This window comes from Flavobacterium sp., from assembly GCF_044348915.1.
In the GTDB taxonomy this organism is placed as follows: Bacteria; Bacteroidota; Bacteroidia; order Flavobacteriales; family Flavobacteriaceae; genus Flavobacterium.
This window is the reverse complement of the sequence record NZ_JBIKRX010000030.1, coordinates 17543-30428: the sequence shown is the minus strand read 5'-3', so window position 1 is coordinate 30428 and position 12886 is coordinate 17543. Positions and strand designations below refer to the sequence as shown.

The window sequence follows — 12886 nt, the reverse complement described above, 5'->3', positions numbered from 1 at the left end:
TATTGCCACTTTTTTATACCGAAATATACACTTTTTGGCAATTTAACAGAGCCTTTTTTAATATTATTTTATCATAAGTTATTAACAATCAGATTGTTAATTTGTTTTTAAGGAATGACTAAATAGTTATAATTCGTGTTTATTAGTGAAATTCGTGGCTAAAAATTTTTAAAAGCGAATGCCGTGAAGTGATCTTAACTATAAACGACTGTCATTTTTGCAGCTTTTCTACATCAGCTAAAGTGTAAAAATTCATATTATTACTTTTGATGTATTTGCAAATGTATTCCAAAGTGGCATTTTTTGTTTGGTAGTCACCGTTTACTTTCTCTACAGTTTTATGGCTATTTAAGATCAAAATTTTGTTGTTTTTCTTAGCATACTCTAACAATTCCAATAGATGTGGAATATTGAAGTGGTTGTGTGTATCGTCGATACTAAAACTAAAAACTAAATTCGAGTTGTCATAATAGCATCCTTGCTTTTTAGCCACATGTTCACAGAAAGCTCTTCCTCTGATGATCTTAAATTTTTTCAACAGGGCAGCATCCAGTTTTTTATTTCTCCCGCCGTAAGGGTAGGCAAAAGTACTAACATCTAAACCATAGAAATTCATCAAGCGAAGCATTGGGTCGATTTCTTTGCTCATGTATTCGCTCATAGTGTGTACACGCAAATAATCGACAGCATTGAAGTGATCATAAGTATGGCCTGCAATTTCGTGTCCATCTTTTTGCATTTCAATAAGTTTCTCGACTTCGGATATGTCTAAGGTATTTATTTTGCAAACAAAAAAAGTTCCCTTCCATCCATATTTCTTCAACTTTTGATTGGTCGCATACCAATCATTGATGTAGGCGTCATCAAACGACAAAATCACCCCGGCCTTATAGGGTTTGTTTGAGGGTGCTACCGGTTCGTTTTCACAAGAAAAGAAAGCAAAGAAAGCGAAAAGTAATATCGTTTTTAGAATAAAATTATTCATTATTACTAGTTGCTTATAATAGTCTTTGTTCTTAGATTCCCAAGAAATTACTTGGTGTAATTTGCATCAATTCGGCTTTGATTTCTGCTGAAACATCAAGAGTTCCAATAAATTCGTGAATTGAATCTTTAGTTATCGCTGTATTAGTTCTAGTCAGTCCTTTTAGAGCTTCGTAAGGATTTGGATAGGCTTCACGACGTAAAATGGTTTGAATAGCCTCAGCAACAACTGCCCAATTTTTCTCTAAATCTTCCGCGAATTTTGGTTCGTTCAAAAGTAGTTTGTTTAAGCCTTTCAAAGTGGCTTCGAATGCAATTAAAGTATGTCCCATTGGCACGCCAATATTTCTCAAAACTGTACTATCAGTCAAGTCGCGTTGCAAACGTGAAATAGGTAATTTAGCCGAAAGGTGTTCGAAAATAGCATTTGCCATTCCTAGATTTCCTTCCGAATTTTCAAAATCAATTGGGTTTACTTTGTGTGGCATTGCCGAGGAACCTATTTCTCCTGCTTTGATTTTTTGTTTGAAATATTCCATCGAAACATAGGTCCAAATATCTCTATCCAAGTCAATGATGATGGTGTTGATTCTTTTCAATGCATCAAAAAATGCAGCAAAATGGTCGTAATGTTCGATTTGTGTAGTCGGGAAGGAGTGGTGTAATCCAAGGATTTCTTCAACGAAATTCCCTCCAAATTTTCTCCAATCGGTTTGAGGATAAGCCACGTGATGCGCATTGTAATTTCCGGTTGCTCCACCAAATTTGGCGGCAAACGGGATGTTGAACAACAAACGCATTTGCTCTTCCAAACGTTCTACAAAAACACCGATTTCTTTACCCAAACGGGTTGGCGAAGCCGGTTGACCGTGAGTTTTAGCAAGCATTGGAATATCCTTCCATTCGATGCTCAAATCTTTCAATTTTGAGGTCAAAGCGATTAACGAAGGCATATACACTTTTTCGAAAGCTTCTTTGGTCGAAAGTGGTATCGCAGTATTGTTGATATCTTGTGAAGTCAATCCAAAGTGGATGAACTCTTTGTATTGAGACAAACCTAGTTTTTCGAAGGCATCTTTAATGAAATATTCCACGGCTTTTACATCGTGGTTGGTCACTTTTTCGGTTTCTTTGATCCAAAGTGCGTCTTCTGTGGAGAAGTTTTTATAGATGTTGCGTAAACTTTCGAATGTATTTGGGTTTACGGCTGCAAGCTGAGGTAAAGGAATTTCGCAAAGCGCAATAAAATATTCAATTTCAACCAATACACGGTATTTGATTAAAGCTTCTTCAGAGAAATATTTTGAAAGTGAACTTGTTTTGCTTCTGTATCTTCCGTCGATTGGTGATACTGCGTTTAATTCGTTTAATGTAGTCATTGTTGTCGGTTTTTTAGAAAGCGCAAAAATAAGGAATAGTGTTCAGTAATCAGTGTTTAGTTTACTGTTTTTTAGATTAAATTGATAATTGAAATTGTTATTGTCACTGAAATTGCTATTGCAATTTTTCTAAGTCTTTCTGAATGATTTTCATCCCAACTGATCCAGTTGTAGCAATGATTTTGATGTCATTGGGCAAATCATAAATCTGGGCAGGTTTTGGGTCTATGTAATATACAGGAGCGCTTGGTTTTGCGTAATGCATCAGTCCCGATGCGGGATACACTTGTAAGGAAGTCCCGATTATGATGAGTATATCAGCTTTTTGTACAATTTCTACAGCTTCTTCAAGTGCTGGGACTTCTTCGCCAAACCAAACAATATGCGGGCGCAATTGGCGACCTTTATCATCAAAATCGCCCAAATTCAAATCGGTTTCCCAGTCTAAAATATAGTTTTGATTTGCGGTACTTCTTACTTTCAATAACTCGCCGTGAAGATGCAGCACATTCGAACTCCCTGCTTTTTCGTGCAAGTTATCTACGTTTTGCGTAATGATTTGCACATCGAAGTCTTGTTCTAATGTTGCCAATATTTGATGCCCGAGGTTGGGCTGTACTTCGTGTAATTGTTTGCGTCTTTGATTGTAAAAATCGAGTACTAATTCTGGATTTTTGTGCCAACCCTCGGGAGTTGCGACATCCAATACGTTATGACCTTCCCAAAGTCCATCGGCGTCACGAAATGTTTTTATGCCACTTTCGGCACTGATTCCCGCTCCGGTTAATACTACTAGTTTCTTTTTCATATTTTATTTTGCTAATTAGGCGCAAAGGCACGAAGATTATTTTGAAATTAAAAGTAGTGATTTTAATCTAAATCTAGGAATATTTGTATATTTGATATTGGTCTTTTTGCAATTAATAATTAATAGATAATGAACAGACTCATACTAGTATTTGCGATAATCTACAGTACTTTCTTTTTTGCACAAAAAGCAGTCACACTCGCTGATACACTCGCCATAAAAAAAGATTATTTCAAAATTCATTTTGATAATTTACCTGTGATACAATACACTTTCGACTTTAATGCAAAAAAGGATCTTGCATCTCAACTAATTGTTTACAACTCTAATTCAAGAATTAATGATGTTTATTTTTTACATAATGGTAATTATATAAGTATGACGCCAAGAATAAATCTTGAAAATAATTGGATAGGAAGCAGAAAAGATTCATTCAATCCGTACGGAACTACAAATTTAGGTTCGGCCGTCGTTTTGGGCTTAATCAATGTGTTGATAGAAAAGTAGTAGTTTGATAAATTATTTTTTATGATTGACCTCGATTACCTTCATTTCCTCGAAAACATTCTTACCGAAAATCGGAAAGCTAAATTTCTAAAAGTATTAGAAAGCAGAACCAAGCATTTTACCGTTGTGGTGGAAGATGTTTTTCAGATGCACAATGCCAGTGCGGTCATGCGCAGTTGCGAAGTTTTTGGTATTCAGGAATTGAATGTCATTGAGCAGCGCTATGGAAAAAGTATTGACAAGGAAATCGCGATGGGAGCACAAAAATGGGTTGACATTAATAAATTCGATTGTGTGTCTAATTGTTTAGAATCCTTGAAAAATAAAGGTTATCAAATTATTGCCACTACCCCGCACGAAAATGATTGTTTACTTGAAGATTTCGATATTTCGAAGCCAAGCGCTTTGTTTTTTGGCACTGAAAGAGACGGATTATCGGAAGAAATTATGCAAAAAGCCGATGGATTCCTTAAAATCCCAATGGCAGGTTTTACCGAAAGTTTGAATATTTCAGTTTCGGCAGCGATTATCATTCAAAATCTGACCAACAGATTGCGAAAATCCGAGGTAAATTGGCATTTGTCTGAAGAAGAAATTCTAGAAAAACGATTTTATTGGACTAGAAAATCCATAAAAGATATCAAAAGAATCGAGGAAAGATATTATACTGAAGTAGAGAAAAAGCAATAATTTGCTCTTTATTTTATCGATAAGCTACACGGCACTTGTAAATTAAAGAGTTTTTTGTCCTTTAAACGATTATAATATTTTATGCAAAGTATTGTTTATACGTTTGTAGTGTAATTTTAAACTCATCATTACATGGATACTAAAAATGTTTTCGGTTCATCGTATCGGCAAGATTATCTTGATGGATATTCTAATGGTCAGAATCCTACAGTGCAAATGGATAGTAAAAAATGCAGTTTGGGATATATTTCTGGTTTCAATTCTGGACGTATGGATTACGAGGAAATGAATGGTCAAATTTCGAAAGGAATTCCACCACGAATTGTAACAATGAAAATTCTGGAAGATTTTCTTCTTGCTGGGTTGCTAGGATTGAGTATTGAAGAAACAGATGATTATACTCCTTTTCAACTTTCTGTAATAGCGAAGTGGTACATAAGTGGTGTCGAGAATTACGATCCGAGCCATAGTACTTATCTTTTCGAAATACTTGAAGATATTGGAATTCAGATAGATTAGTCAATTTTGTATATAAATTAAACCTCGCAAAACAAAGGCTTTGCGAGGTTTTTTATGCTTATTTGTTGGATGCCAAATTGCTAATACTGGATATGCAAATTATTTTGACTAGTAAAATATTGGCAGACAGTAAAAAGTTAATGTTTTTTTACTTCTCAATTACCCATTTGCTTTGTTCACTTGCATCCGGCAATTTATCAACCTGTGTTTTTTAATCCGCTAGAAATTGAATTAATTATTCCAAGTAATTTCGAAAGAATTTTATCTTTTTCAGGATTATCTTCATCTGTTAAATCTCTCCATTGTTTAAGATATTTGATATGTAAATGGTGCAATGTATTCAATTTTTCATTTCGCCATTGCAAATTGTCATATTGACCATCTCTTCTATTAACACTTTTATCGTCGAAAAGTTCTTCGATTAGTACAACTCCATTTTTATAATCTTCTAAAATCTTCGACATAAATGCATCGCGCTCCGCAGTAGTTTCATCTAAATTGGCATAAAGCTTTATAATCTCTGTATTGGTAAGAATAAGATTTGTTTCGGTCTGAATCATTAAGAATCGGAGAAAATCCCAATCATTAATGCTGCCCTTCAAACTTTGGAATGCCTCCGGATTTTCAGTTTTCAAATTATTTAAGGCTCCACCGATTCCATACCAACCTGTTAAGGTGAAACGAGAAAGATTCCAACTAAATACCCAAGGGATAGCTCTTAAGTCTTTCAGGGTTCTAGTTCCTGTTCTTCGAGCTGGTCTCGAACCAATTTTACTTTTCTCTAAAACATCAATACAAGTAGATTTACTGTAAAAATTGATAAATCCAGGTGTTTCTATCAGTTCTCGGTAATGTTCAAATGATTTTTGAGCTAATAAATCCATTACTTCAAGTGGATATTTACTCGTTTCTGCATTGTGTTTACTTAAAATAGAATGCTTGGCAACTCCCGAAGTCAATGCGTTTAAGTTGTATGTAGCTGTAAGCGGATTACCAAATAATTGCGCAATAGTCTCTCCTTGAACGGTTATTTTTATTGCTCCGTTTACGGTATTCAATGGCATACTTTCTAGAAAACGATGGTATTTTCCACCTCCGCGGCTAATGGTTCCGCCGGTTCCATGGAAGAAATACACATTGAATTTATTGTTTGCCCCAATTTTGTTCAATTCTTGCTCGGCTTTGTACAAGTTCCATTTACTTGCGATAGTTCCTCCATCTTTGTTACTATCGCTATAACCCACCATAACTTCTTGTTTATATTCTATTCTTGAAGCTCTTTGCTGTGTAATCGTATGTTTAAGGAATTGATCTAAAATGTTTGGTCCGTTTTGTAAATCACCAATGGTTTCTAAAAGTGGGACAACTTTTATATTGGTGTTCAATAATTGGGTTTCTTTCATAAAGAAATAAACAGCCAATAAATCACTCAGATTTCGGGTCATACTAACGATAAATGAACCAATTCCATCGGAGCCGTATAAATTGATATGATTGCGAACCACTCGGTAACAGTCTAAAACATTATCGGCTTCAGGGCCATAATAAACCGTGATGTCAGTATTAAGCGAATGGCTTTCTAATAATTTGTTTAAATGCGCTACACGCTTCTCTTCAGTCCAGTTTTCAAAATCAAAATCTTTTTCGCCATTGGCTTGCAATATTTGCGAAATGGCTTTGTCGTGAAATGCACTATTTTGTCTAATATCTAATTTTGCCAAATGGAAGCCGAAACAACTTACGGCACGCTCAATTGGGAAAATGATGCTTTCAGATATACCCTTCATTCCATTTTCCACAAGAACATCTCTGAAAAATTTAAGATCATTGAGTAAATCTTTGCTGGATTTATAATAGGATTCAGCATCATAAATGTTGTTATCGCTGGTGTTTTCTAATTTAGCTAGTAGTAAATTGAAGTATTGTCTCCAAGGTTCATAAGGATTTCTTTTTACAGCTTCCTCACCTTTTAATCCTAGTTCTTTTGATTTTTTATCCAGAGCTTCCAATAAACTGAAAGGAACTGGATTGTGAATGGCGGAAACTGATAGCTTCACAGCAGCAGCAACTAACTGATTTTTGATCAGTGAAAGAGCATTTTTTCGGTGTAGAACTAAAGTTTCCTGAGTGATACTAGGCGTTACAAAAGGGTGTCCATCTCGATCCCCTCCAACCCAACTACCAAAATTAATTTTAGGAAAAACTTCGGCATTCTTGATTTTGTCTGGATTTAGTCCCATCTCAATCCAAGAACTTTTAAGTTGTTGATCGCTTTTTTCTAATACAGCAGGGAAAATTTTACTTAAATAGTAAATGATATTGGCACGTTCATCTTTGATGTCTGGTTTTTCAAGGTAGATTTCACCGGTTCTCCACCATCTTTCCAAAAGGCTGATGATGTTTTCTTTAATATTGTATTGTTCTAATTTGCTTAGTGAAGTGTTTTCTCGTTGTACTAAAAGTAGGTATAATTCTCTATGGATTTCAATAACTGTAATTCGTTTTGCTTCAGTCGGATGTGCTGTAAGAACTGGGTTTACAAGGGTTTGTGAAAGCGTTTGTAGCATTTCGTCTTCACTAATGCCTTTTTCTTTCCAAAGCTTAAAAGCCTCTGCCCAAGAACCTCGAATCGAAAAGATACTTTCGCGATTTTCCATTTGTCTGCGGTACTGAGTGGCCGCATTTTCTTCGACCATAGTCATCAGCTGGAAATAGATACTCAAAGACTGAATTATTTTGTCAGTTGAAATTGGAGTATTTTCTTTTTCAGAAAAATCATTGCTTTTTACCAGTTCTATTACTTCGTGTTCATTGATTCTAGATAGCATTTCAAGATAACAATCAATGATAAAAGTTCGATCATCGCTTATTTTTTGAAACTTGTTACTGTTCTTCATATTAATATGTTTATAATTACATTTAATTTACAAAGATAGAATGCAAAGATTTGTATTGCAAGGGACAATTGCATTTTAACGATAAATAATCAAGTGCTTTTCATCAATCGTCTCGTTTTCTCACTACTATTTTAAGAAAGGCAAACGATGGTAATGTGGAGTAACTATAAGATTCTACAAAAGGGCGATTATTTCTTTTTCAAAATCTTATATTCTTCGTAGCATCCACTTATAGCATCTAGAATTTGCAGGTCATTTGCCGTTTTTACAAAAGATTCGGAGTAATTGCAGCGTTCCAAAATTTCTGCAATTTCTTTTTTATCCACGCCCAGAAGTACGGCAATAGTTTCGCGGTCGTACTTGGTTTCTAAAAGATTTCGGACGGTATCATCCTTTTTCATTTCTTTCAACCTTTTGAGTTCGGTAGGTTTTTTTCCAAAAAAGTTATACAAAGCATCCGCTGGATTGAAAATGGATCCCATTACTTTGCCAAAAGCATTCGGCGAATATTCGCCTGCTTCATAGCCTTCGGTTAGACCAGAAATGCTGTAGCGGTAATTTTCTTTGACTGGTATCAACTTGGAATCAACTTCTATGTAGCCGGTTAAATTGTATCGTCCTACAACTACTTCTTCGAGAGCATAGGCTTTTTCCGTTAGTTGGATTTTAGTGGTTTTGTTTTTAACCCAGTCATTGGTTACTCTGACTCTCAAAGATTGAAAACCAATTAATGTAATGTGAAGTGTATCATTTACAGAAACTGCTAGTTCAAAATTACCTTTCTCATCTGTAGTAGTTCCGCGTACTTTATTAATGTTGATAATGTTTACATTTGGTAAAGGAAATTTTGTGATTTCATTGATGACGGTCCCAGTGACGGTTTGTGCGGGTTCAATAACTTGCGAAAAAGCTGCTGAGGAGAGTATTAAAAAAAGAAAAACTACAAAATATTTCATAAACAGATTTAAAACTTTAAAAGTAGTAAAACGGGATTAAATATTTTGTAGTTTCATTATAATTATAAGAAAATTAACAAAATCAGCTAATTTTCAATTCCATAATCCCCGTCTTTTGGACAGGGATAATGATTGAAGATTTAGCTTCTTCTTGGTCTTTTTTCTCTTGGTGTATCACCAAAGTTTTCAGAACGTCTTACTGGTCTTTCGGATGAACCGCCTTCGCGTCTCGGAGATCTGTCTGAGAATCCGCCAGTTCTAGGAGCAGATGCGTTTCTTGATTCGCTTCTTCCACCAAAACCACCTTCTCTCGGAGCTGAACCACGGTCACTTCTGAATCCTCCTTCACGTCTTGGAGCAAAGTTTCCTTCGCGTCTAGGTGCTGAACCACGGTCGCCACCTGAACGGCCTCCGCCGAAACCACCAGAACTTCTTCCGTTATGATCACGTCTTCCGCCACCATCGTTTTTAGAAATTTCAACATTGATACGACGACCTTCTAATTGTACGTTGTTCAGTATTTCCATTACTTTATCAGTATGTTCTGGGTCGGTGTTAAAGAAAGAGAAACCTTCTTTTACATCTACTTTGAAAACATCATCACGACCTAAGTCAAGTGTTTCTTTCAAGTAATCTTTCAATGACATCCAGTCGAAATTGTCTCGCGATCCAATGTTTACAAAGTATCTTGTAGCACCGCCATTGTTGTTTTCTCTTGGTTCTCTATCATCACGTTCTCTTCTGTCAGAACCTGAAGATTGAGAAGATAGGTCTCTTGTTTTCTTGTAATAATTGATGAAACGATTGAATTCAACAGAAACCATTTTCTTGATCAATTCTTCTTTAGATAAACCTTCAAGAACGTTATTGATAGCTGGTAGGTAGTTGTCAATTTCGTGATCAACTTCAGTGTCTTTAATCTTGTTCGCTAAGTGCAACAACTGAATTTCGCAGATTTCAATTCCAGATGGAATTGTTTTTTCTTCGAATTTTTGTTTGATGATTCTTTCGATTGCTGAAATCTTGCGGATTTCACTTTTAGTTACAATAACAATAGAAGTTCCCAATTTTCCTGCACGACCAGTACGGCCAGAACGGTGATTGTAGGTTTCGATTTCGTCAGGTAATTGATAGTTTACTACGTGAGTAATGTTATCAACGTCAATTCCGCGAGCAGCAACGTCTGTAGCTACAAGCATTTGGATTTGACGACCACGGAAAGATTTCATAACCCCATCACGTTGTGCTTGAGATAAATCTCCGTGCAAAGCGGCAGCGCTGTATCCGTCTTCGATTAATTTTTCGGCAACAGCTTGTGTATCACGTTTTGTTCTACAAAAAACTACCGAGAAAATGTCTGGATTAGCATCAGCCAATCTTTTAAGAGCTTCGTAACGATCACGGGCATTTACCAAGTAAAATTCGTGTGAAACCGTTGCTGAACCTGAGTTTTTAGCACCAACAGTTATTTCTAACGGATTGTGCATAAATTGTTTCGCAATTCTGGCTACTTCTGCAGGCATTGTAGCCGAGAATAACCAAGTGCTTTTTTCGTCTGGCGTTGTCGAAAGGATGTTTACAATGTCTTCGTAGAAACCCATATTCAACATTTCGTCTGCTTCGTCAAGAATACAGTAATTAATTTGAGTAATGTTTACCAATCCTCTGTTAATCATGTCTTGCATTCTACCTGGAGTAGCCACAATAATTTGCGCACCTCTTTTGATCTCTCTAGCCTGTTCTGTAATACTTGCACCACCATAAACAGCCACTACATTAATACCTTTTTCGTATTTTGAGTAGTTTTTAATTTCGTTTGTAATTTGCAAACATAGTTCGCGGGTAGGTGATAAAATTAACGCCTGTGTATTTCTGTTGTTGGCATCAATTTTTTGAATGACTGGAAAACCAAAAGCTGCCGTTTTCCCTGTCCCTGTCTGAGCCAACGCAACTAAATCTGTGTCTTGTTCCAATAATAGGGGAATCGCTTTCTCCTGTACTTCGGTCGGATTCTCAAATCCTAGATCGATAATCGCACGCTGTAGCGATTCACTCAATCCTAATTGTTCAAATTTATTCATATATGTTTTTAAAATTTGGCGCAAAGGTACGTTGAATAAACGAGAAAATCTAATGGGTATTTCAGTTTTAAGTTTTTATTATTATTTGATAATCAGAATTTTAGATTTCAGATTTCAGATTTCAGATTTTGATTTTTAGATTTGAAAGTTCAAAACTGTTTGTAAAAACAAATTTTTATTTTGTTTTTAAGAAATTTATTAATTGCTCTGTTGCCTTGCCACGATGGCTGATAGCGCCTTTTTCTTCGAGCGAAAGTTGCGCAAAAGTGAGCTCAAAACCTTGCGGTTTGAAGATGGGATCATAGCCAAAACCTTGATTTCCTGTTTTTTCTATAGTTATTTCGCCACGAGCAATTCCTGTAAATAGATGTTGTTTGCCGTTGAGGTTTAAGGCAATTACCGTTTTGAATTGTGCATTTCTGTCGCTTGCTGCGCTTAAGGCATCCAATAATTTATTCATATTGTCATCGGAATTGCGCTGTTCGCCTGCATAATGAGCAGAAAACACGCCCGGTTCTCCGTTTAAAGCATCGACTTCAAGACCTGTATCATCGGCAAAACAGTCGTAGCCGTATTTTTGGGTAACATAATTGGCTTTCATAATGGCATTTCCTTCAATAGTATCTGCGGTTTCAGGAATGTCTTCAAAACAGCCTATACTTTCGAGGCTTACGATTTCGATTGAAGCGGGTAGCATATGTTGAACTTCTTCGATTTTATGCTTATTATTGGTTGCAAAAACGAGTTTCATACAGTTTTTTTTGAGCTGGTAAAAATAGTAGTTTTTCTTTTTTTATTTTCAAGAAGGAAGAAATTTTAAACAGTGTTCCCGGAATTAATAGGTCTATTTTTACAGCGTTATCACGATAAGTTAATAAATAGTTAAAGTTCTGGTTTTAATACTATTGACCCAATTTTATTAGTACGTTTGAGTGTGGTTTTGATTAATTAATTGAGGATATAATATCATAAATTTTAATTAATTAGAAAAAGTATCTCAAGAGTCTGCTATAGGAACCTATAAGTAAGATAATGATAAATCAAAACCTACAATTAGGAGAGCTGTAAAAGGCTCTCCTTTTTTTATGTTTGCATTGAAAGTTAACTATATCGCAACCTTACGAAAACGTGCTTGATTCCTTTTTTGTCGGATTCTCTTTCGTCGATTTCAACAATATCAGTTAGGGATTTTAGCATAGGAGTTAGTTTCGAAAAGCCATAATTTCGCGGATCGAATTCGGGCTTTTTCTTCACAATGAGGTTACCTACATCGCCTAGAAATGCCCAGCCATCTTCGTCACCAATGGCATCTAAGGTATCTTCGATAAGTTCTATGGTTTTATTGTCGATTTTGGTTTGTGTTTCTTTTGGCTGTGGTGGTTCGATGTTGGTTGGCTCAGCTGGTTTTTTGGAACTTGTTGCTGGAGCAGCAGCTGGTTTTGGGGTTTTATTTCGACCGCTTGCGCTTGCTCTCGTTTTTTTGATGGCACCGTCCAAGACTTCTATAAATACGAATCGGTCGCAAGCGGCTATAAAAGCGCTTGGAGTTTTCTTTTCGCCAATACCGATCACTTTCATTCCTGATTCTCGCAAGCGAATGGCTAAACGGGTGAAGTCACTGTCGCTAGAAACAATGCAAAAACCATCTAACTTGTCCGAATACAACAAATCCATTGCGTCTATAATCAATGCTGAATCTGAGGAGTTTTTCCCTACGGTATAACTGTATTGTTGAATAGGGGTAATGGCGTGCTCTAACAAAACCGATTTCCAACCATTGGCATTGGGTTTGGTCCAATCGGCGTAAATTCGTTTCGTAGTTGGTGTTCCGTATTTGGCAATTTCTTCCATCATTCCTTTTACATTGCTGTACGGAACATTGTCGGCATCGATAAGGACGGCGAGTTTTAATTCTTTAGGAGTTTGTGACATATAAAATGTTTATAGTTTGTTGTTTTGGGTTGATGGTTTGTCAAATATACAAAGTTTATTGTAAAATCGACTGTCTAGCCCAGACCTGTCTGCCGACAGGCAGGTGGAAATGGAAATCCTTTTTTTGAGAAAA

Annotated in this window: 11 protein-coding genes; 3 read left to right on the top strand and 8 right to left on the bottom strand. The window is 36.0% G+C overall.

Annotation, left to right across the window (positions count from 1 at the left end):
* Positions 1-211: 211 nt before the first annotated feature.
* The 3 genes from ACIQ1E_RS07215 to ACIQ1E_RS07205 form a co-directional block, all read right to left on the bottom strand.
* The gene (locus ACIQ1E_RS07215) at positions 212-985 is read right to left on the bottom strand and encodes a polysaccharide deacetylase family protein (RefSeq protein ID WP_396170038.1); all 774 of its coding nucleotides are present in this window, start codon (positions 983-985) and stop codon (positions 212-214) included.
* 31 nt (positions 986-1016) lie between these two features.
* Positions 1017-2363, bottom strand: coding sequence for an adenylosuccinate lyase (gene purB / locus ACIQ1E_RS07210; RefSeq protein WP_396170036.1), 1347 nt, complete (start codon positions 2361-2363; stop codon positions 1017-1019).
* Between the two features lie 115 nt (positions 2364-2478).
* Positions 2479-3171: an SIR2 family NAD-dependent protein deacylase gene (locus ACIQ1E_RS07205; protein WP_396170033.1), complete on the bottom strand. Its 693-nt coding sequence runs from the start codon at positions 3169-3171 to the stop codon at positions 2479-2481.
* 129 nt (positions 3172-3300) lie between these two features.
* On the opposite strand from ACIQ1E_RS07205, the gene ACIQ1E_RS07200 reads away from it, so the two are divergent.
* The 3 genes from ACIQ1E_RS07200 (at position 3301) to ACIQ1E_RS07190 (ending at position 4887) form a co-directional block, all read left to right on the top strand.
* A complete protein-coding gene (locus ACIQ1E_RS07200) occupies positions 3301-3678 on the top strand; it encodes a hypothetical protein (RefSeq protein WP_396170031.1) in 378 nt (125 codons plus the stop codon).
* Between the two features lie 21 nt (positions 3679-3699).
* Entirely contained in the window at positions 3700-4368 is a 669-nt protein-coding gene (locus tag ACIQ1E_RS07195) for a TrmH family RNA methyltransferase (protein ID WP_396170029.1), read from the top strand.
* Positions 4369-4500: 132 nt separating this feature from the next.
* Positions 4501-4887: a hypothetical protein gene (locus ACIQ1E_RS07190; RefSeq protein WP_396170027.1), complete on the top strand. Its 387-nt coding sequence runs from the start codon at positions 4501-4503 to the stop codon at positions 4885-4887.
* 197 nt (positions 4888-5084) lie between these two features.
* On the opposite strand, the gene ACIQ1E_RS07185 is transcribed toward ACIQ1E_RS07190, so the two are convergent.
* The 5 genes from ACIQ1E_RS07185 to ACIQ1E_RS07165 all read right to left on the bottom strand — a co-directional run bounded on the left by ACIQ1E_RS07185 (position 5085) and on the right by ACIQ1E_RS07165 (position 12753).
* On the bottom strand, positions 5085-7784 hold the full coding sequence (locus ACIQ1E_RS07185) for a phosphoenolpyruvate carboxylase (RefSeq protein ID WP_396170026.1): 2700 nt from the start codon (positions 7782-7784) through the stop codon (positions 5085-5087).
* Between the two features lie 188 nt (positions 7785-7972).
* Positions 7973-8740, bottom strand: a complete 768-nt coding sequence (locus ACIQ1E_RS07180; protein WP_396170025.1) for a carboxypeptidase-like regulatory domain-containing protein — start codon at positions 8738-8740, stop codon at positions 7973-7975.
* Between the two features lie 140 nt (positions 8741-8880).
* Positions 8881-10821, bottom strand: a complete 1941-nt coding sequence (locus ACIQ1E_RS07175; protein ID WP_396170023.1) for a DEAD/DEAH box helicase — start codon at positions 10819-10821, stop codon at positions 8881-8883.
* Between the two features lie 175 nt (positions 10822-10996).
* Positions 10997-11572: a non-canonical purine NTP diphosphatase gene (locus ACIQ1E_RS07170; protein ID WP_396170021.1), complete on the bottom strand. Its 576-nt coding sequence runs from the start codon at positions 11570-11572 to the stop codon at positions 10997-10999.
* A 350-nt stretch (positions 11573-11922) separates the two neighbouring features.
* Complete coding sequence (locus ACIQ1E_RS07165; protein ID WP_396170019.1) at positions 11923-12753, bottom strand: NYN domain-containing protein; 831 nt, start codon at positions 12751-12753, stop codon at positions 11923-11925.
* Between the last annotated feature and the right edge of the window lie 133 nt (positions 12754-12886).